Below are 20,019 nucleotides of genomic sequence, written 5' to 3' on the forward strand. Positions count from 1 at the left end.
GAGCAAGGACACAACAACGTCTCAACCCATTTCTGCACATCCACCCATCTTGGCGAAAGCTCACATATGGCGCATAGGGTCGCCGCGTCCCCACAAGGGCTGGCGATTCACCATTCGGCAGGGCCTGAAAACCATTGAAGATTGCAATCGCATCTGATCATGCGGGCTATCCGCTGAAGGCCGTTCTCGCCGAAGACCTGCGCGCTGCCGGCCACGATGTCCTCGATCTCGGCGCCGGCGACGCCACCACCAGCGTCGACTACCCCGATTTCGGCCGCGCCTGCGCCGAAAAGGTCGCCTCGGGCGCTGCAGAATTCGGCGTCGTCGTCTGCGGCTCCGGCATCGGCATTTCCATCGCCGCCAACCGCGTCCCCGGCGCCCGCTGCGCCCTTATCCACGACAATCTCGGCGCAAGGCTTTCCCGCCAGCACAACGATGCCAACATGATTTCCTTCGGCGCCCGCCTCACCGGCATCGAAACCGCCCGCGACGCCCTCACCGCCTTCCTCGAAACCCCGTTCGAAGGCGGCCGCCACGCCGCCCGCCGCGACAAGCTAGGATAAAGCACATGAGCACAAAGCCCGTTTCCCAGCCCGCCAACGACAGCTTCTTCGGCGCCACCCTCGCTGAGGCCGATCCCGCCGTCGCAGCCGCCGTAAACGGCGAACTCGCCCGCCAGCAGGGCCAGATCGAGCTGATCGCGTCGGAAAACATCGTCAGCCGCGCCGTCCTGGAGGCGCAAGGCTCTGTCTTCACCAACAAATATGCCGAAGGCTATCCGGGCAAGCGCTACTATCAGGGCTGCGAATGGTCCGACAAGGTCGAGCAGCTCGCCATCGATCGCGCGAAGCAATTGTTCGGCTGCGAATATGCCAATGTCCAGCCGCACTCGGGCGCGCAGGCCAACGGCGCCGTCATGCTGGCGCTGGTGAAGCCCGGTGAAACCATCCTCGGCATGTCGCTCGATGCCGGCGGCCACCTCACCCACGGCGCCCGCGCCGCCATGTCGGGCAAATGGTTCAACGCCGTCCAATATGGCGTCACCGCAGACACCCACCAGATCGACTATGATGCGCTCGAAGCCCAGGCCATCGAGGTGAAGCCCGTCCTCCTCATCGCCGGCGGCTCCGCCTATCCGCGCGTCATCGATTTCAAGCGCATGCGCGAAATCGCCGACAAGGTCGGGGCCTACCTGCATGTCGATATGGCCCACTTCGCCGGCCTCGTCGCCACCGGCCTGCACCCCTCGCCGCTGCCGCACGCGCATGTCGTCACCACCACCACCCACAAGACCCTGCGCGGCCCCCGTGGCGGCATGATCCTCTCCAACGACCTGGAGCTCGGCAAGAAGTTCAACTCCGCCGTCTTCCCCGGCCTGCAGGGCGGCCCGCTGATGCATGTGATCGCCGCCAAGGCCGTTGCCTTCGGCGAAGCGCTGCGCCCCGAATTCATCGACTATTCGAAGGCCGTGCTGGAAAACTCCCGCGTGCTGGCGGCAACGCTGAAGGCGCGCGGCTGCGACATCGTCGCCGGCGGCACCGACACGCATCTGTCGCTGATCGACCTCCGGCCGAAAGGCATCACCGGCAAGGACGCCGACGAGGCGCTGGAGCGCAGCCACATCACCTGCAACAAGAACGGTGTGCCGTTCGATCCGTTGCCCCCCACCAAAACCAGCGGCATTCGCGTCGGCAGCCCGGCCGGCACCAGCCGCGGTTTCGGCGCATCCGAGTTCGAGGCGATCGGCCATATGATCGCGGATGTGCTGGATGGGCTTGCAGCAAACGGCGCAGACGGCAATGCTGCGACAGAGGCCGAAGTCCGCGCCCGCGTAAAGGCGCTGACCGACCGCTTCCCCATCTACGGCTGAGGAAGCCTGTCCGCAAAAGGGAGCATTCGATGACCGACGAGACCACCCCCGCCAAGCCGCAAGCCGCTGCCAAGCCGAAGGCTGCCGCAAAGCCCAAGGCCGCGGCCGCTTCCACGGCAAAGCCCAAGGCTGCTCCCAAGCCAAAGGCGGCGCCAAAGCCGAAGGTGGACAAGGTCGACAAGCTCGCCGCCGAAGCGCTGGACGCTGGCAAACCGATCCTGGAATCGGAAACCGGCCGCAAAGCCGCCGCTTTCTCCGAAACCGCCTTCACCAAGGGGGAGGAACTGGTCGGCAAGGCGCTGGACAGCGACATCGGCAAGAAGGCCAGCGCCACCGCGCAGGAATATACCGCCAAGGCCCTCGAAACCGATCTGGGCAAACAGGCCAGCGCCTATGGCAAGCAGGCGATGGACAGCGAAGCCGGCCAGACCGCGAAAAAGGTCTGGAACACGCCGCTTGGCCGCAACGTCGGCACCGGCGCAGCAGCGGGCGCCGCGCTCGGGCTGGTGCTGCCGATTCCGTTCGTCGGCCCGTTCGTCGGCGCCGTCGTCGGCGGTGGCCTCGGCTATCTCCGCACGCTCGCCAAGAAGAACTGATGCGCTGCCCTTTCTGTCACCACGACGACAGCCAGGTTAAGGACAGCCGCCCCACCGAGGATGGCAGCGCCATCCGTCGGCGGCGGCAATGCCCGGCCTGTGGCGCCCGCTTCACCACCTTCGAGCGCGTGCAGCTGCGCGAGCTCGTAGTGGTGAAGAAAAACGGCAAGAAGGAGCCGTTCGACCGCGAGAAGCTGGCGATGAGCGTGATGATCGCCTGCCGCAAGCGCGAGATAGACGGCGACCGCATCGAGCGCTTCGTTTCCGCCGTCCAGCGCCAGCTGGAAGCGATGGGCGAAAGCGAAGTCGAAGCCGGCCAGATCGGCGCCCTCGTCATGCAGGGCCTCGAACGTCTGGACCCGGTCGCCTACGTCCGTTTCGCCAGTGTCTACAAGGACTTCCGCGAAGCCCGCGACTTCGAAACCTTCGTCGGCGGCCTGTCGAAAGCCGTGCTCAAGGGCGATCCGCAATAAAAGGGGGCGGCGCCCGCCCTTTTCACCGCCGCCCGTTGCTATATACAGGGGTATATATCCAGCAACGGGAATCCCATGCGCAGTCTTGCAGTCCTTCTGACCATTGCCGTCACAACCCCGGCGCTCGCGCAGGCCCAGACCGCAACAGAGTGCAGCAAGGCCTTGGACGCCGATCTGCCGCCCGGCTTTGTCGAATGGACAAAGCCCGCCACGGCGATAACGGCGGCCGCCAACACCGCGGCAGTGCCGGCGCTTCAACCCCGAACGCCGGCAACGCTTGCCCTGCATCCGGCGGCATCCGTCAAGCTGGCAGCCGCCCCTGAACAGCTGCGCACACGCCCCGACGCGCACGCGGGCCTCGTCTCCATCCGCATCCCCACAGCCGGCAACTGGCGCGTAGCTCTCAGCAATCCAGCCTGGATCGACCTGCTCACAGTCGCCGGCCCGGCGAAGTCCACCGCCCATGGGCACGGCCCGGCTTGCAGCAGCATCCGCAAGTTCGTCGATTTCAACCTGCCGGCGGGCGAATATATGCTGCAGTTCACGGCCAATCCCGGCGCAGAGCTTCGTGTCCTCGTCAGCCCAGTGCCTTGACCAGCTTCGCTCCGCGCTTCAAGGCAGCGGCCTCCAGTTCTGCCTGCAGGCCGCGATACTCCGCCAGCACGGCGCGCCCAGCCTCGGTCAGCGCCGCGCCGCCCGGCCCGCCGCGCTTCGTTTCCACCAGCGGCTTCGCAAACAGCCGGTTCATCGCCTCCACCATCAGCCAGGCACGGCGATAGGAAAGCCCCATCGCCCGCCCGGCCGCGGAAATGGAGCCATGCTCCACAATCGCTTCCAGCAGGTCGGCCTTCCCCGGCCCCAGCGCAATCTCGCCGTCAACGAGCAGCTGCGCCTTCAGCTTCAGAAGGCCGACCAAAGGCCTATTCCAGCTCGAAGGTCATGTTGACAGTCGCCGTCAGCCCCACTTCGCCGGGCGCTACCGGCGGCGGCGCCGCCGCAACCGCATCCGCCTGCATCCGCGCCATCGGCCGCGGCGGCTGAAACTCCACGCCCTCGCTCAGCGAAAGGATGCGCTTCACCTTCATGCCCGCCGCCGCCGCATAGAGATCGGCGCGCGCCCGCGCCTTGCGCACCGCCTCCGTCCGCGCCTTGTCCAGCAGCGGTTCGGGGTTGCTGATGCGGAAATTCGGCCCGTCCAGCTGGTTCGCGCCCTGCGCCACCAGTGCATCGATCACCTTCCCCGCATTGCCGATCTCGCGCAGCGTCACCTGCACCCGGTTCGAGGCCTGGAAGCCGGTCAGGATCGGCGGCTGGTTCTGCTCGAAGCGATATTGCGGCTGCAGGTTGATGCCCGTCGTCTGGATATCGCGGCTGGCGATGCCCGCCTTCTGCAGCGCTGCCATCACCCGGTTCATCTGCTCGCTGTTGGCGCGCAGCGCCGATCCGGCATCGGCCGCCTGCGTCACCACCCCGGCGCCAATATCGGCGATGTCCGGCGGCGCCTGCACGTCGGCACTCGCCGTCAGCGTCGCCGTCGTCGGCATCATCCGAATCTCTTTGCGCACCTGCATCTGCTCCGGCGGCCCGCTCTGGGCCGTGGCGGCAGTAGCCATGGGCAGGGCGATAGCGACCCCCAGCGCGGCAATTCCCAACGCCGCAATCTCACGTGATTTCATGCAAATCCTCCTGATGCACATGCGGCGATAACCGCAGATGGCGCCAAAAGAGCCGATGCCGGGTTTCCCGCCGATGAAGCGAAATTGCGCCCGCCGTTCAGGAAGACCGGCTCTTGATCAGGCGATAGATCCACAAAAGCAGCACGGCGCCCGCCGTCGCCAAGGCCAGGTTCCAGATGGAGCCGCCCGTGCCCAGCCCGATCAGCTCCGACAGGAAGCCGCCCAGCAAACCGCCGGCGATGCCGATCAGGATGGTTACAATGATGCCGCCCGGGTCCTTGCCCGGCATGATCCATTTTGCCAGCGCGCCTGCGATCAGGCCCACCACGATCCAGCCCAGGATGCCATATTCCATATCGCGTCTCCCACCCTTGCGGGCCCGCCCCAAAGGCCGGCCGCCACATTGGTCATGCTAGCACAACGCAAGGACAAATTGGCAAGTGGCCGCATGGTAACAGTGGCTGCCAATGATGTTTCCTGCACGCAACGGGCCTTTATCTTGGCAATCGGAATGTGTATGGGGGCGATGTCCAGTTTCATTGCCGGAAGGGCGGCAGTGGCGGGGCAGGTTCTTCGTCCGTCTTTGAGGGGAGCGGCCGGGGGTTCTGGGCAATCCTGAATTGGCAACGCACATCCGTGCCTGTCGTGCCGGGAACGCCCGCTCTACGAAAGCTTGAAACGGCATGAACATGCATTTGTCCCCTCAGGATCCCGGCATTCGGGAGCAGCTGGATCGTGACGCCGCCGAGGCGGATGCCGAGCAGCGCGCGCGCAACAAGCGCAAGACCTGGATCATCGTCATCGCCTCGATCGCCGCGGTTGCAGCCTTCGTTGCCTTCCTCGTCTGGAAGGCGAGCGCTCCCAAGGCGCAGACGCCGCCTTCCCCGCCACCGACGGTGACCGTGCTGGTGCCCGGCACCAGCGAAGTCGCCAGCCGCGTCGCCGCCGTCGGCACCATCAGCGCCCGCCGCGACATGCCCGTGGGTGTCGCCGGCGAGGGCGGCATGATTTCGGCCATCCGCGTCGAGGCCGGGCAATATGTCGGCAAGGGCCAGGTTCTCGCGGAAATCGATTCGTCGGTGCAGCGCGCCCAGCTTGCCCAGCTGCAGGCCAGCGTCGCGCAGGCGCGGGCAGATGCCCGCCTTGCCCAGTCCGAGCTGGACCGTGCCAACGCGCTCGTCTCACGCGGGTTCATCTCCAAGGCCGATATCGATCGCCGCACCGCCACCCGCGATTCGGCCAACGCCCGCGTCAGCGTGGCGCAGGCACAGGTTCGCGAAATGCAGGAGCGGCTGAACCGCCTCGCTATCCGCGCCCCGGAAGCCGGTCTGGTGCTCGCCCGCATGGTGGAGCCCGGCCAGATCGTTTCCCCCGGAACCGGCGCCCTCTATCGTGTCGCCGCCGGCGGCCAGATGGAGCTGCGCGCGCAGATCGCCGAGCAGGACATGCCCGGCCTCGCCGTCGGCCAGCCCGCCACCATCACCCCGGTCGGTTCGCAGAACCGCTATGCCGGAAATGTCTGGCTGCTGGAGCCGGTGATCGATCCGCAAAGCCGTCAGGGCACGGCGCGCATCGCCCTGCCGCAGGCAACGGAGCTGCGTTCGGGCGGTTTCGCCAATGTCGTGGTCGAAGGCGCGAAGTCGCAGCGGCCGCTGCTGCCGCAGTCGGCGGTCCTGTCCGACCGCGACGGCAATTATGTCCTCACCGTGGGCGCCGACAATGCCGTCAAGCGCATGCCGGTGAAGACCGGTTCGGTTACGCCCAACGGCGTCGTCATCCTCTCCGGCCTCACCGGCACGGAGAAGGTGGTGCAGTCGGCAGGCGCCTTCCTGCATCCGGGTGAAAAGGTGACACCGAAGTTGGCCGCGCCTGCGGCGGCTCCGGCTGTCGCCACGGCCGGCTGAGGAGCGAACCGCCATGCGCAACATATCAAGCTGGGCGATCCGCAACCCCATTCCGCCCATCATGCTCTTCGTCCTGCTGACGGCCATCGGCCTGCTCAGCTTCTACCAGATGAAGATCACCCAGATGCCCGACATCTCGGTGCCGATGGTGACGATCACCGTCAGCCAGCCCGGTGGTGCCCCCACCGAGATCGAGACGCAGGTCACGCAGAAGGTCGAAGGCGCGGTCGCCGGCATCGGCAACGTCAAGAGCATCAGCTCCTACGTCGCCGAGGGCGTTTCCAACACCAACGTCGAATTCCACCTCGGCACCCCCGTCGACCGGGCGGTGAACGACGTGCGTGACGCCGTCACCAAGGTCCGCTCCGACATGCCGGAAGGCATCCTCGAGCCGCAGGTCAGCCGGGTCGAGATCGAGGGCGGGGTCATCGCCTACAAGGCGGTCAGCTCCACGGCGATGACGCTGGAACAGCTCAGCTGGTTCGTCGACAACAATGTGTCGAAGGCGCTCACCTCGATTCCCGGCGTGGCGCAGGTCGGCCGCGGCGGCGGCGTCAGCCGCGAGATCCGTGTCAACCTCGACCCCGTTCGACTGCAGTCGTTCGGTATCACGGCCGCGCAGGTCAACAGCCAGCTCCGTCAGCTGAACATCGACGCCCCCGGCGGACGCACCGAAATCTCCGGCTCCGAACAGGCTGTTCGCGTGCTGGGCGGCGCCCGCACGGCGCAGCAGCTGTCGGATACCCGCATCGCCATCGGCAACGGCCGCGACGTGCGGCTCGGCGATGTCGCCGAAGTCGTCGACGGCGCCTCCGAACAACGCTCCATCGCCCGGCTGAATGGCCGGCAGGTCACCAGCTTCGGCGTCTTCAAGGCCAAGGGCGCCTCGGACGTCGAGGTCTATGACCGCATGAACAAGAAGCTGGAAGAGCTGGAAAAGCAGTTCCCCGGCGTCAAGTTCGAGGAGATGTTCACCACCGTCAAATACACCAAGATGGAATACTCAAGCGCCATCACCGCCATGTGGGAAGGTGCGCTGCTGGCGGTCGTCGTGGTTTTCCTCTTCCTGCGCGACTGGCGGGCCACCGTCATCTCCGCCCTCGCCATTCCGCTCAGCGCCATCCCGACCTTCTGGTTCATGGAGATGATGGGCTTCACGCTGAACACCATCAGCCTGCTCGCACTCAGCCTGGTCGCCGGGATTCTCGTCGATGACGCCATCGTCGAGATCGAGAATATCGTCCGCCACATGCGGATGGGGAAATCCCCCTATCAGGCCTCGATAGATGCTGCCGACGAGATCGGGATGGCGGTTGTCGCCACCACCTTCTCGATCATCGCGGTGTTCCTGCCCGTCGCCTTCATGCCTGGCATCCCGGGCCAGTATTTCAAGCAGTTCGGCCTCACCGTCGCCATCGCCGTGTTCATGTCGCTGCTGGTCGCACGTCTCATCACACCGCTGATCGCCGCCTATTTCCTGAAGGATCACGGCCATCGCACCCGCGCGGACGGACCGGTGATGAGCCGCTACATGAAGCTGCTCGCCTGGACGATCCACCGCGAACCGCAGAAGCGGCACGGCAATGCCCTGTCGCGCTTCTGGGGCCAGATCGTGGCGCACGCCCGTCCGCTCACCGTGGTCGGCCTCGGTGTCGCCTCCTTCTTCCTCACCATCTTCCTGTTCATGCAGATGCCCTCGGCATTCCAGCCGGATGGGGATTTCGGCTCGTCGCAGGTGCAGATCGAGCTTCCACCGGGCGCCACGCTGCCGGAAACCACGGCCGCCGTCGATCAGGTGGTAGCCATCCTGCGAAAACAGCCGGAGGTGAGCCAGGCGTTCGAATATATCGGCGATGATGGAGAGGTTCGACGCGCGAACATCTATCTGAACCTCGTCGACGCCGAAGAACGCAGCGTCACCACCAAGGAGTTCGAGCGCCGGATGGCGCCGCAGCTGATGGGAATTGCCGACGCGCGCATCAACTTCGCCTCGATGAACGGCGGTTTCAACGGCCGCGACATGGTGATCATGCTCGCCGGCGACGATCCGATCCTGCTCGACCAGACCGCCCGCAAGGTGGCGAGCGAGATGCAGGGCCTGAAGATCCTGCGCGACGCCCGCATCAACGGCGACATGGAGCGCCCCGAAATCCTGATCCGCCCCAAGTTCGACATGGCGGCGCAGCTGGGCGTTTCGGTGCAGTCGCTGTCACAGACGATCCGCATCGCGACCTTGGGCGACATCGAGCAGAACATGGCGAAATTCTCGCTGTCCGACCGTCAGGTTCCGATCCGCGTCAGCCTCACGGAAAATGCCCGCGCCGACGTCGACATGCTGGAAAATCTTCCGGTGCCCACGGCGTCCGGCGGTTCCGTTCCGCTGAAGGTCGTCGCCGACATCAGTTTCGGCAACGGCCCCACCAAGATCCGCCGCTATAACCAGACCCGCCGCATCGCCATCGAGGCTGACTTGAATGGCGTCGAGTTCGGCGACGGGCTGAAGGCCGTGCACAACCTGCCCACCATGAAGAACCTGCCGACCGGCGTGCAGGAAGTGAAACAGGGCCAGGCCGAAGTCATGGAAGAGCTGGTGACCGGCTTCATGGTCGCCATCGTCTCCGGCGTGATGCTGGTGTTTGCGGTGCTGGTGCTGCTCTATCGCCGGATCCTGCCGCCCTTCGTGAACATGGGTTCGCTGCTGCTGGCGCCTCTCGGGGCCGCCATCGCGCTGATCCTCACGGGCCATGCCATCTCCATGCCGGTCTATATCGGCCTGCTGATGCTGCTGGGCATCGTCGCCAAGAACTCGATCCTGCTCGTCGATTTCGCCATCGAGGAAATGCGCCACGGCGTCGACCGCGAGACCGCCATCCTCGATGCCGGCCACAAACGGGCGCAGCCGATCGTGATGACCACCGTCGCCATGACCGCCGGCATGCTGCCGGTGGCGCTCGGCCTGCACGGGGACTCCAGCTTCCGGGCGCCGATGGCCATAGCGGTGATCGGGGGCCTCCTGCTCTCCACCGTACTGACGCTGGTGATCGTGCCGGCGGCCTTCACGCTCGCCGACGATGTCGAGCGGAAGATGGGGCCGCTGCTCAGCCGCCTGTTCACCAACGGCGGCCGGGACGCCAAGGCGGAGCCGCATCCTGCCGAGTGACGACATGGACGAAACGCCGGGCGCGCGGCTGGCCGAAGGCCAGCGCCTCCGGCGTTTTGCCACCGGACTGCTCGTCGCCATGGCGGCGCTGCTGGCCTTTTCCACCTGGGCGATCCCCAACCTTCATCCCGGTTTCGTCTGGCTGCAGGCCTTTGCCGAGGCAGCGCTGGTCGGCGGCCTCGCCGACTGGTTCGCCGTCACCGCGCTGTTCCGGCATCCGATGGGACTGCCCATCCCCCACACGGCGATCATCCCGCAATCGAAGGACCGCATCGGCGAAGCGCTCGCCACCTTCCTGAAGGAAAATTTCCTCACGCCGATGAACGTCGCCCGTCGACTCGACGGGTTCGACGCCGCCGGCACGCTCGCCAACCTGCTGGAGCGCCCCGCCTCCGGCGGCAAGGTCCGGCGCGGCGTCTCCCGCCTAGTCACCCAGCTTTCCGACACGCCCGCCGCCCATGCCATCGTCCAGCGCCTGCAGGATGGCGCCATGGTCCGCCTGCGCGAACTGGAGGTCTCGCCCCTGCTCGGCCGCACGCTGGCGGCAATGATCGCCGACGGCCGCCACCGCCCGGTGCTCGACCAGCTGATCGAATGGGCCAGCCGCACCATCGACAGCCAGGAGGGGCTGATCCGCTCGATGGTGGAGGAGCGCACCAGCTGGGTGCTGCGCCTCGTCAACGTCGACGAGCGCATCGCCAACGAGCTGGTGAACGGCCTGCGCGGCCTGCTGCACGATCTCGCGACAGACCCCGATCACCCGGTCCGCGAAAAAGCCGACCGCGCGCTCGAAAACCTCGCCTTCGATCTGCAGCACATGCCCGAAACCCGCGAGAAGGTGGAGCGCGCCAAACGCGAGCTGCTCGCCAACCCGGCCGTCGCCGACTGGCTGGAGGGACTGTGGGGCCGCTTCAAGGAAGGCCTGCTCACCATGGCGCAGGGCGACGGCATCGGCGAAATCGGCGAAGCCGTCTCCCGCTCGCTGCGCGAAGACACGGCGCTTGCCGCCGCCGTCAACCAGCTGGCCCGCCGCGCCGTCGTCGGCACGGTTGCCGAACATGGCGACAGCATCGTCACGCTGGTATCCGACACGGTAAAGGGCTGGGACGCGCAGACCATCACCGACAAGCTGGAAACCGCCGTGCTGCGCGACCTCCAGTTCATCCGCCTCAACGGCACCCTGATCGGCGGCTGCATCGGCCTGGCACTCCACGCCGTCCTGCTGCTCGCCGGCCACGCCTGAAGACCCTCGGCGGTCGTCTCAGTTCCCGGTTTTTCGATAGGCCTCTATCAGGGCGGCAAGTTCGACACCCCGCCGCGTCGCGACGCGGATCGCACCCGGACGATCCTTGATGAACAGCCGGATTCCATTGCGCCCCACTGCGATATGGGAAAGATCCGCCAAACGGATCGTCGTGTTGCGTCGCGGGATTACAATCTTCTCCGATGCGATCACCATCATCGGCTCCCCCCAGTGCCATAGTCTCCAGATTTCCCGGGCACCCGTCCAGGCCGCCAACATGCAGAACGGCGCTGCCAGCAGAGCGAGCAAAGCGCCAACCCAGTCGCGGGTATCCATGAACGTCCAAAGAGCTCCCCATAACGGAAAGCCGAAAAGCAGGAACACAAGCATGGAGGTCACGACGCGCCAGACGACCGCCCTTTTGCGTTCGCCAACACCCAGCTGGATCAACGCATCCCCGCCGGCCTCAACCGCCAGATTGGCGAGCAACTCGGCTACAACCTCACCCGCCACGCTACGCACTCCGCCACATCCCAATCCGGAATTACTGACATTCTCACCGCCAACAGGCAATCGAAAGGGATACCTGCCATCGGCATACTGCTAGAGTGCCAATAGGGAGAAAAGCGCATGTCCTACGCCAAAGGCCTCACCGACCTCGGCAACGGCCTCTGGGCCTGGCTGCAGCCCGATGGCGGCTGGGGCTATTCCAACGCCGGCCTCATCACCAACTCCGGCGAATCCGTCCTCGTCGACACCCTCTTCGACGAGCATCTGACCGACGAGATGCTGCGCGCCATGGAGGCCAGCTGCGGCATCCGCCGGGATCTCGTTGAAACTGTCATCAACACCCACGCCAACGGCGATCACACCCACGGCAACGCCCTCCTCACCGGCGCCGAAATCGTCGCCAGCGAAGCCTCCGCACGCGAGATGGAGGCCTTTCCGCCCTCGCTCATGGCGCAGCTGAAGGCGGCCGGCCAAGCCAATCTGATGGGGGAGGCCGGGCGCTATTTCGCCGAGATCTTCGCCCCCTTCGATTTCGCCGGCGTCCACCACAGCGCCCCCACCCGCACCTTCTCCGGCACGGCCAGCCTGGATGTCGGCGACACCCGTGTGCAGCTGCTGGAGGTGGGCCCCGCCCACACCGCCGGCGACATCCTCGTGCATGTCCCCGACAGCAACACCATCTTCACCGGCGACATCCTGTTCATAGAGGGCACGCCCGTCGTCTGGGCCGGCCCGATCTCCAACTGGATCGCGGCCTGCGACCTGATCGAGGCAATGGACCCCACCCATATCGTCCCCGGCCACGGCCCGCTCACCGGCCTCTACGGCGTGCGCGAAGTCGCCGACTATCTCCGCTTCGTCGAAAGCGAGGCGCACGCCCGCTTCACCATCGGCATGGGTCCGGAAGAAGCGGCGATGGACATCGGCCTTGGTCGCTACGCCAGCTGGCGCGACGCCGAGCGCATCGCCGTAAACGTCGACACCGCCTGGCGCGAATGGAGCAACACGCCCGAGCCGACACCGGCCACCGAACTGTTCGGGCGGATGGCAAAACTCTACTACGACCGCCGCTGACGCACATGCTGCACTTGCGAAGAAACCGGTTCGCCGCTATCTGACTCGCAACCGGGCCGACCGCCGCCCCGCTTTCCAATCAACCGAACCTTTTGCGTAACAGTTGGTTACGCCGATGCCGCCGGCAATCATGCTAGGGCGGTCTCGCGAATTACGGAGAAGCAATAAGAATGAACGTCGCCAAACTCGCGCTCGCCGCTTTCCTGCTGGCCGGCTCGGCAACCGCCGCCAGCGCCGTCGCGGTCGTCAACGGCAGCTTCGAAGATTCCCCGGCCTTCGGCGCCGGCTTCGTCACCTATGGCACGGGTTCCACGAACCTCACCGGCTGGACCATTTCCAACGGTTCGATCGATCATATCGGCAGCTACTGGAACGCCAGCAACGGCAACCGCAGCATCGACCTGAACGGCAATTCCGCAGGCACCATCTCGCAGGCGCTGAACACAGTTGCCGGCACGCGCTATCGCGTGTCGTTCGACATCGCCTCCAACCCGGACAACCAGGCGCTGAAGTCGATGCTGGTCGGCTTCGGGGACGCCACCCCGGTCTCGGTCCAATATACCGGCGCCATCAGCCAGCCGCTGGGCTGGCAGTCGGTGGTGCTGGAATTCACCGCTTCTTCGAACGCCTCGGTGCTCAGCTTCACCGGCGGCGACACCGGCGCCTATGGCATCGCGCTCGACAATGTGTCGGTCTCGGCCGTGCCGGAGCCCGCCATGTGGGCGATGATGGTTGCCGGCTTCGGCTTCGTCGGTGCCAGCCTGCGCCGCCGCAAGTCCGGCATCGGCCAGGTCAACGCCTGACCAGACGGCCGGCCTTCGGCCAGTTCCGCGCACTGGCGCGGGCGCGCAGTCGCGCTTGCGGCCTTCGGGCCGTAGGCGGCTGCGCGTCCATCGCAATCAAACAATCACAGCGCCCCCGTCGATCACCATTGCCTGACCGGTGGTGAATGTCCCGGCAGGGCTCGCCAGAAACACCGCCATCCCGGCAATCTCGTCCGGCTCCCCGATCCGCTTCAGGCTGCTGCCCGCCGTCGCCATCTTCAGCGTATCGGGGTTCTCCCACAGCGCACGGGCAAAATCCGTCTTGATCAGCCCCGGGCAGATGCAGTTCACCCGCACCCCCTTCGGCCCGAACTCGGCCGAGAGGTTGCGCGCCAACTGCAGGTCGGCCGCCTTGGACACATTATAGGCACCGATCACGGTGGAGGCCTTCAGCCCGCCGATCGAACTGATGATCGTCACCGATCCCTCGCCGCGCTCCAGCATCTGGGGGCTGAGCATCTGGATCAGCCAGTGGTTGGAAACCACATTGTTCATCAGGATCTTCACGAACTGCTCGTCGGCAATCCCCAGCATCGGCCCGTAATAGGGGTTGGATGCGGCATTGCAGACCAGCGCCGTCACCTTGCCGAATGTCGTCAGCGCAAAATCCGCCAGCCCCTGCAGATCCTCTTTCGAGCTGATGTTGGCAGCCCGCGCCACGCAGGCGTCCCTCCTCACCAACCCGTTGATCTCGGCCGCTGCAGCATCGCAGGCATCCTGCTTCCGGCTGGAGATCACCACGCTGGCGCCATGCTCGGCCATGCGGTGCGCGATCGCCTTGCCTATCCCGCGTGAGGATCCGGTAACAACGGCCACCTGGCCGGTCATGTCGAACAGTTTTCCCAACGAACGTCTCCCTCGCTTTTTGTCGTGATGGCCCGCTTGCGGGGTGGGCGCAATCATGCTTGTGAAGAGGTTCCATGATCGCCGGTCGCCCCCTCAATTCCAGCGCGCTCAAAGCCATGCTGGCCGTTTGTCTGTTCTACGCCAGCTTCGGCGGTCTCATCCAATGGTTCCCCATCTGGCTGATCGACGCGCGCGGCTTCACAGGCGAACAACTGGGCCTCGTCATCTCGCTTGCCGGCGTCGGCCGCATCGTCGCCGGGCCGCTCACCAGCGCCTGGGCCGATGGCCGCAGCGACCGGCGCGCGCCGATCAAGCTGCTCGCCGCCATCACGCTGATGGCGCTGGGCGGGCTCTGGTTCTCGCAAAGTTTCGGCATCAGCTTCGCGTTGGCCTTTGCCGCTGAAGTCACCTTCTGGGCGCTGATCGCCTTCCTCGAGGCCGCCCTCCTTCGCCTCTGCCATCCGGGCGCCGTGCCCAACTATGGGTTGGCGCGCGGGCTCGCCTCGCTGTCCTTCGTCGTCGGCAATATCGCCACTGGCATGCTGGTCGATGCAATCGGCACCGACGGCATCTGGTGGTGGCTAACCCTCACCACCGTCGGCCTGATCGCCGCCACCTTCGGCATGAAGCCCGAGCCCGTCGCGCGCGACAGGGAGCCACCCTTCGGCCAGCGCCTCGCAGACGGGCTTTCGATGGTAAAGCGCCCGGAATTCGCCCTGCTGATGTTCGGCTGCGGCCTGATCCAGGCCGGCCACCAATTCTACTATATCTTCGGCACCAAGCTCTGGATCGACGAGATCGGCATCAGCGCCACCGCCGCCGGCTGGCTGTTCGCGCTTGGCGCCATCATGGAAGCGCTGTTCCTGATGTTCATCGCGCCCCGCATCGAGCATGTGCGGCCGGCCTCGCTGATGCTCATCGGCGGCATCGGCGCCCTCGTCCGCTGGAGCCTGATGGCAACCTCGCCGGGTCTTGGCCTGATCGTGCTGCTGCAGTGCCTGCACGCCGTCAGCTTCGCCTGTACCTTTCTGGGCGCCATGCGCGGCATCCAGCAGATGTGGGGAGACGATCGCACCCCGACGGCGCAGATGATGTTCATGGCATTGGCGACGGCGCCAGCACAGGCGCTCGCCAGCTGGATCGCCGGACGCGTCTTCGACAGCGGCGTAGGCAGCGACGGCTATCTCGCCATGCTCAGCGTGGTCGGCGTTGGTACTGCGCTGGTGTTCCTGCTGTGGCGTCGCACGCCCCGGCCGGCACTCGCACAATAGCACGAGCTTATAGAACACGAGCCTATAGAAAAGGCCGACGGTTTCCCGCCGGCCTTTTCCATCAGGTTCTGACGGGCATCAGATATTGTTGCCCATCTTCCCCTTGACCTTCCCGGCCACTTGCTGGGCTTCGCCCTTGCGTTCCTGTGCAATACCCTCGGCCTCAAGCTCCGGATTGTCGGTCAGCTTGCCCCAGCCTTGCTTGATATTGCCGGCGGCTTCGTTGGCGAGCCCCTTGGCCCGATCCTTGACTTCACCCATGGGATTTCTCCTTGGCTTGCTCGGAGGCGCGGGATGCGCCGTCCGCTCGTGGAAAGAACCATCGAACGGCCGCTGGGTTCCGCTCGCTATCTGCGTTTCGTCGCAGATTCGGCCCGTTCCTGCGCCTGCTTCTCGGCCTGCAGCTGCGCCCGGCCCTTTGGCAATTCCGCCAGCAGCAGCTCGCCGGTCGGCAGCGCCGAACCCTTCTTTGCCTTCGCCCGCTTCTCGGCCGCCGCAAGGTCCAGCATCTCGAAGCGCGACGTCATCACCTTGTGATATTCTCCCGGCGTAACGCGGGAGTTCATGTCCTGGTCCGCCGCCTTGATCGGGTGCGGAATATCGATCAGCCCATAGGCTCCGGCCCCCCGCGGCGGCGCCTCGCCCCGCTTCGGCCGGCCACCTCCCGGCGGAGGCCCGCCAGCCCCCGCACCCGCGGCAGGCGCCCCCATCCCCGGCCGCCCGGTCAAAGGCGCCAGAACGGCCGCCTCATAGGCATCTATCTCGGCCGCCTCCAGCACGCCGTTGCGGCTGGAATCCAGTGCCTTGAACCAACGGTCGCCATCGGCCACAAACTCGGCAAGCGTCAGCTTCCCGTCGCCATCTGCATCGGCGCCGGCAAACCATTTCGCCACCGGATAGGGTTCATCCAATCCTGCGCGAAACGGCTCGCCCGAAGGCGCAATGAACAGGTGCGTGCCACTGGCCGACGGCGCCTGTGCGCCCTCGATTTGCGGCGCCGCCGCAGCGACAGGCGCCGCAACCAAGGCGGCCAGAACGGCAATCCGGATCATCTGGCCGCCATCGGCAAAACCGCCTGAACGGCAGCTTAGTTCTTCGTCTTGTCCACCAGCTGGTTCTTGGCAATCCACGGCATCATTGCCCGCAGCCGCGAACCGACTTCCTCGATCTGGTGCGCCTGCGCCGCCTTGCGGCTTGCCTTCAGTTCGGGCTGGCCGGCGCGGTTGTCGAGGATGAAGTTCTTCACGAAGCGCCCCGCCTGGATGTCGGCCAGCACCCGCTTCATCTCCGCCTTGGTTTCCGCGGTGATGATGCGCGGGCCGGTGGTGATGTCGCCATATTCGGCGGTGTTGGAGATCGAGTAGCGCATGTTGGCGATGCCGCCTTCATACAGCAGGTCGACGATCAGCTTGGTTTCATGCAGGCACTCGAAATAGGCCATTTCCGGCGCATAGCCGGCCTCGACCAGCGTCTCGAACCCGGCCTGGATCAGGTGGGTGATGCCGCCGCACAGCACGGCCTGCTCGCCGAACAGGTCGGTTTCGCACTCTTCCCGGAAGTTCGTCTCGATGATGCCCGAACGGCCGCCGCCAATCGCCGACGCATAGGAAAGCGCGACGTCCATCGCATTGCCGCTGGCGTCCTGCGCGATAGCAACCAGGCACGGCACGCCGCCGCCCTTCACATATTCGCTGCGCACCGTGTGGCCGGGGCCCTTGGGCGCCACCATGATCACGTCCAGATCCTTGCGCGGCTCGATCAGCCCGAAGTGCACGTTCAGGCCATGCGCAAAGGCCAGCGCCGCGCCGGGCTTCAGATTGGCAGCAAGATCGTCGGCATAGATCGCCGCCTGATGCTCGTCCGGCGCCAGGATCATCACGATATCGGCCCACTTGGCGGCATCGGCGTTGCTCAGCACCTTGAAGCCGGCGCCCTCGGCCTTGGCAGCCGTCGCCGAACCGGGGCGCAGTGCAATCGCCACCTCGGCAACCCCGGAATCCCGCAAATTCTGCGCATGGGCATGGCCTTGGCTGCCATAGCCGACGATCGCGATCTTCTTCGACTTCACCAGCGCCAGATCGGCATCGGCATCATAATAAACGCGCATTGCTCTTCCTTCTCAACATGCGGACACCCCAGCCGAAGCCGTGGCCCAATTTCCAGCCCATACGGGCAAACTGATTGTCAGGCGGCAGTCGCTCCCCGAGAGAGCGCAACAACCCCACCGCGCGCCACTTCCACCAGCCCCACTTCGCGCATCAGCTCGATGAACTGATCGACCTTCTGGGTGCTTCCGGAAATCTCGAACACAAAGCTCTGCGTGGTTGTATCCACCGGCCTTGCCCGAAAGATGTCGGCCAGCCGCAGCGCTTCCACCCGCTTCTCGCCGGTGCCGGCCACCTTCACCAGCGCCAGCTCGCGCTCGATATGCGGCCCCAGCTCGGAAAGATCGGTCACCGAATGCACCGGCACCAGCCTGTCCAGCTGCGCCGTGATCTGGTCGATCACCCGCCGCGGTCCGCTCGTCACGATGGTAATGCGCGAAACGCTCTCGTCCTCGGTAACGTCCGCCACCGTCAGGCTCTCGATATTATACCCGCGCGAGGAGAACAGGCCGGTAATCCGCCCCAACACGCCCGCCTCATTGTCGACCAGGATAGACAGCGTATGCCGCTCAGGCGCTTCCTCGGGGAACAGATTCTTCACTTTCGCCACCATCACACCAGCGCCTCTGCCGATTTGTCCACCTTGCCCTCGACCTGCTCCGGCCCCAGGATCATGTCCACATGGCTCGCCCCCGAAGGGATCATCGGGAAGCAGTTCGCGTGGCGTTCCACCATGCAATCGACAAACACCGGCCCGTCATACGCCAGCATCTCGGCGATGCCCGCGTCCAGCTGGTCCTCGGTCTCGATACGGATGCCCTTCCAGCCATAGGCCTCTGCCAGCTTCACGAAATCGGGCAGGCTGTCGGAATAGCTCTGCGAATGCCGCCCTTCATAGGTGAGGTCCTGCCACTGGCGGACCATCCCCATATATTCGTTGTTCAGCACGAACACCTTCACCGGCAGCCGGTATTGCGACGCCGTCCCCAGCTCCTGGATGTTCATCTGGATCGACGCCTCGCCGGCGATATCCATCACCAGCGCCTTCGGATTGCCCAGCTGCGCGCCGATGGCGGCCGGCAGGCCATAGCCCATCGTTCCCAGCCCGCCGCTCGTCAGCCACTTGTTCGGCTGCTCGAAATCGAAATGCTGTGCCGCCCACATCTGGTGCTGGCCGACTTCGGTGGTGACGATCGGATTGCGCTTGTGCGTCGCTTCCCACAGCCGCCGGATGGCGTGCTGCGGCTGGATCTTTTCGCCCTTCTGGCTGAACGCCAGCGACTGGCGCGCGCGCCAGCCCTTGATGCGGTTCCACCAATCCTCCTGCACCGGCGCCTTCAACCCGCGCGCCCGCCACAGCTTCACCACATCTTCCAGCACATGCCCCACATCGCCCTCGATCGTCAGGTCGACGCGCACCGTCTTGTTGAAGCTGGAGGGGTCGATATCGACATGGATCTTGCGGCTGTTGGGGCTGAATCCGTCCAGCCGGCCGGTCACCCGGTCGTCAAAACGCGCGCCCAGGCACAGCATCAGGTCGCACTGGTTCATCGCCAGATTGGCCTCATAGGTGCCGTGCATCCCCAGCATTCCCAGAAACTGCGGGTCGCTTGCCGGAAAGGCGCCAAGGCCCATCAGCGTCGAGGTGACGGGCGCCTTTGTCAGCCGCGCCAGATCGCGCAGCAGGGTCGAGGCGCCCGGACCTGCGTTGATCACCCCGCCGCCCACATAGAGGATCGGCCGCTCGGCGCTGGCCAGCATCTCCATCGCCGCCTCGATGGCGGCAAGGTCGCCCTTCACCTTCGGGCGATAGGTCTTGTGCTCGATCTTGCCCGGCTTCAGATAGCGGGCGGTCGCCACCTGCACATCCTTCGGAATATCGATCACCACCGGGCCGGGGCGGCCCGAAGTTGCGATATGAAACGCCTCGTGGATGATCGGACCCAGCCGCGCCGTGTCCTTCACCAGATAGTTGTGCTTGGAACAGTGGCGGGTGATCCCCACCGTGTCGCATTCCTGAAAGGCGTCGCTGCCGATCAGGTGGGTAGCAACCTGCCCCGTCAGCACCACGATCGGGATCGAATCCATCAGCGCGTCGGCGATGCCGGTCACGGCATTGGTGGCGCCGGGGCCGGAGGTCACCAGCACGACGCCGGGCTTGCCGGTGGAGCGCGCATAGCCTTCCGCCGCATGCACGGCGGCCTGCTCGTGCCGCACCAGAATGTGGCGAATGGCGGTCTGCCTGAAAATTGCATCGTAAATGGGAAGAACCGCACCGCCCGGATAGCCGAACACGGTGTCGACCCCAAGGTCGATCAACGCGTTCACCAGGATATCAGCGCCGCTCAGCTCCCGGCCGTGCATTCCAAGGCTCCTTTTCCTTTTGCCGCTGCTGCATATGCAGCTAGGCTCCGCCCGCGGGGTGCGGGCAAGAGCGGGCGGCTTAGGTAGGCCAATGCCGGCTGTC

At 65.5% G+C, this 20,019-nt stretch carries 21 protein-coding genes; 11 read left to right on the forward strand and 10 right to left on the reverse strand.

Annotated features, from left to right (window positions below; genetic code table 11):
• Nucleotides 1–134 precede the first annotated feature (134 nt).
• From rpiB to IM784_RS08580, 5 genes are all read left to right on the forward strand, one after another.
• Nucleotides 135–563, forward strand: a complete 429-nt coding sequence (rpiB, locus tag IM784_RS08560; protein ID WP_199554895.1) for a ribose 5-phosphate isomerase B — start codon at nucleotides 135–137, stop codon at nucleotides 561–563.
• A 5-nt stretch (nucleotides 564–568) separates the two neighbouring features.
• On the forward strand, nucleotides 569–1,870 hold the full coding sequence (glyA, locus tag IM784_RS08565; RefSeq protein WP_199554896.1) for a serine hydroxymethyltransferase: 1,302 nt from the start codon (nucleotides 569–571) through the stop codon (nucleotides 1,868–1,870).
• Between the two features lie 29 nt (nucleotides 1,871–1,899).
• Nucleotides 1,900–2,466 carry a hypothetical protein gene (locus IM784_RS17180; RefSeq protein ID WP_235976739.1) on the forward strand — a complete coding sequence of 189 codons (567 nt, stop codon included), beginning with the start codon at nucleotides 1,900–1,902 and terminating at the stop codon, nucleotides 2,464–2,466.
• The gene (gene nrdR, locus IM784_RS08575) at nucleotides 2,466–2,939 is read left to right on the forward strand and encodes a transcriptional regulator NrdR (protein ID WP_199554897.1); all 474 of its coding nucleotides are present in this window, start codon (nucleotides 2,466–2,468) and stop codon (nucleotides 2,937–2,939) included. Before IM784_RS17180 ends, nrdR begins: the two co-directional genes overlap by 1 nt.
• Before the next feature lie 75 nt (nucleotides 2,940–3,014).
• Nucleotides 3,015–3,533, forward strand: coding sequence for a hypothetical protein (locus tag IM784_RS08580; RefSeq protein ID WP_199554898.1), 519 nt, complete (start codon nucleotides 3,015–3,017; stop codon nucleotides 3,531–3,533).
• Here IM784_RS08580 and IM784_RS08585 read toward each other — a convergent pair.
• The 3 genes from IM784_RS08585 to IM784_RS08595 all read right to left on the reverse strand — a co-directional run bounded on the left by IM784_RS08585 (nucleotide 3,517) and on the right by IM784_RS08595 (nucleotide 4,970).
• Nucleotides 3,517–3,855 (reverse strand): winged helix-turn-helix domain-containing protein, encoded by a 339-nt coding sequence (locus IM784_RS08585; protein WP_199554899.1) that lies wholly within the window; start codon nucleotides 3,853–3,855, stop codon nucleotides 3,517–3,519. The genes IM784_RS08580 and IM784_RS08585 overlap by 17 nt on opposite strands.
• A 4-nt stretch (nucleotides 3,856–3,859) precedes the next feature.
• Nucleotides 3,860–4,615, reverse strand: coding sequence for an SIMPL domain-containing protein (locus IM784_RS08590; RefSeq protein WP_199554900.1), 756 nt, complete (start codon nucleotides 4,613–4,615; stop codon nucleotides 3,860–3,862).
• A gap of 97 nt (nucleotides 4,616–4,712) precedes the next feature.
• Entirely contained in the window at nucleotides 4,713–4,970 is a 258-nt protein-coding gene (locus tag IM784_RS08595) for a GlsB/YeaQ/YmgE family stress response membrane protein (RefSeq protein WP_199554901.1), read from the reverse strand.
• A 328-nt stretch (nucleotides 4,971–5,298) separates the two neighbouring features.
• Between IM784_RS08595 and IM784_RS08600 the strand changes: the two genes are divergently transcribed.
• The 3 genes from IM784_RS08600 to IM784_RS08610 are packed head-to-tail and all read left to right on the forward strand — an operon-like array spanning nucleotide 5,299 to nucleotide 10,922.
• Entirely contained in the window at nucleotides 5,299–6,519 is a 1,221-nt protein-coding gene (locus tag IM784_RS08600) for an efflux RND transporter periplasmic adaptor subunit (protein ID WP_235976741.1), read from the forward strand.
• Nucleotides 6,520–6,532: 13 nt separating this feature from the next.
• On the forward strand, nucleotides 6,533–9,679 hold the full coding sequence (locus tag IM784_RS08605) for an efflux RND transporter permease subunit (protein WP_199554902.1): 3,147 nt from the start codon (nucleotides 6,533–6,535) through the stop codon (nucleotides 9,677–9,679).
• A gap of 4 nt (nucleotides 9,680–9,683) precedes the next feature.
• Complete coding sequence (locus tag IM784_RS08610; RefSeq protein ID WP_199554903.1) at nucleotides 9,684–10,922, forward strand: DUF445 domain-containing protein; 1,239 nt, start codon at nucleotides 9,684–9,686, stop codon at nucleotides 10,920–10,922.
• A gap of 18 nt (nucleotides 10,923–10,940) precedes the next feature.
• Here IM784_RS08610 and IM784_RS08615 read toward each other — a convergent pair whose 3' ends face one another.
• Nucleotides 10,941–11,435, reverse strand: a complete 495-nt coding sequence (locus IM784_RS08615; RefSeq protein WP_199554904.1) for a hypothetical protein — start codon at nucleotides 11,433–11,435, stop codon at nucleotides 10,941–10,943.
• Nucleotides 11,436–11,552: 117 nt separating this feature from the next.
• On the opposite strand from IM784_RS08615, the gene IM784_RS08620 reads away from it, so the two are divergent.
• Together IM784_RS08620 and IM784_RS17185 are read left to right on the forward strand one after the other, a co-directional pair.
• On the forward strand, nucleotides 11,553–12,506 hold the full coding sequence (locus tag IM784_RS08620; RefSeq protein ID WP_199554905.1) for an MBL fold metallo-hydrolase: 954 nt from the start codon (nucleotides 11,553–11,555) through the stop codon (nucleotides 12,504–12,506).
• A 170-nt stretch (nucleotides 12,507–12,676) separates the two neighbouring features.
• On the forward strand, nucleotides 12,677–13,309 hold the full coding sequence (locus IM784_RS17185; protein WP_235976743.1) for a choice-of-anchor C family PEP-CTERM protein: 633 nt from the start codon (nucleotides 12,677–12,679) through the stop codon (nucleotides 13,307–13,309).
• A 96-nt stretch (nucleotides 13,310–13,405) separates the two neighbouring features.
• On the opposite strand, the gene IM784_RS08630 is transcribed toward IM784_RS17185, so the two are convergent.
• Complete coding sequence (locus IM784_RS08630; protein ID WP_235976841.1) at nucleotides 13,406–14,158, reverse strand: SDR family oxidoreductase; 753 nt, start codon at nucleotides 14,156–14,158, stop codon at nucleotides 13,406–13,408.
• A gap of 92 nt (nucleotides 14,159–14,250) precedes the next feature.
• On the opposite strand from IM784_RS08630, the gene IM784_RS08635 reads away from it, so the two are divergent.
• On the forward strand, nucleotides 14,251–15,447 hold the full coding sequence (locus IM784_RS08635) for an MFS transporter (RefSeq protein ID WP_199554907.1): 1,197 nt from the start codon (nucleotides 14,251–14,253) through the stop codon (nucleotides 15,445–15,447).
• 78 nt (nucleotides 15,448–15,525) lie between these two features.
• On the opposite strand, the gene IM784_RS08640 is transcribed toward IM784_RS08635, so the two are convergent.
• From IM784_RS08640 to IM784_RS08660, 5 genes are all read right to left on the reverse strand, one after another.
• Nucleotides 15,526–15,708, reverse strand: a complete 183-nt coding sequence (locus IM784_RS08640; RefSeq protein WP_199554908.1) for a CsbD family protein — start codon at nucleotides 15,706–15,708, stop codon at nucleotides 15,526–15,528.
• Between the two features lie 86 nt (nucleotides 15,709–15,794).
• Nucleotides 15,795–16,499 carry an EF-hand domain-containing protein gene (locus tag IM784_RS08645; protein WP_199554909.1) on the reverse strand — a complete coding sequence of 235 codons (705 nt, stop codon included), beginning with the start codon at nucleotides 16,497–16,499 and terminating at the stop codon, nucleotides 15,795–15,797.
• A 35-nt stretch (nucleotides 16,500–16,534) separates the two neighbouring features.
• Nucleotides 16,535–17,554, reverse strand: coding sequence for a ketol-acid reductoisomerase (gene ilvC / locus IM784_RS08650; RefSeq protein WP_199554910.1), 1,020 nt, complete (start codon nucleotides 17,552–17,554; stop codon nucleotides 16,535–16,537).
• Nucleotides 17,555–17,631: 77 nt separating this feature from the next.
• Nucleotides 17,632–18,153 (reverse strand): acetolactate synthase small subunit, encoded by a 522-nt coding sequence (gene ilvN, locus IM784_RS08655; RefSeq protein ID WP_328799489.1) that lies wholly within the window; start codon nucleotides 18,151–18,153, stop codon nucleotides 17,632–17,634.
• Between the two features lie 11 nt (nucleotides 18,154–18,164).
• On the reverse strand, nucleotides 18,165–19,916 hold the full coding sequence (locus IM784_RS08660) for an acetolactate synthase 3 large subunit (protein WP_199554912.1): 1,752 nt from the start codon (nucleotides 19,914–19,916) through the stop codon (nucleotides 18,165–18,167).
• Nucleotides 19,917–20,019 lie beyond the last annotated feature (103 nt).

The organism is Sandaracinobacteroides hominis, from assembly GCF_016464365.1.
GTDB lineage: Bacteria > Pseudomonadota > Alphaproteobacteria > Sphingomonadales > Sphingomonadaceae > Sandaracinobacteroides > Sandaracinobacteroides hominis.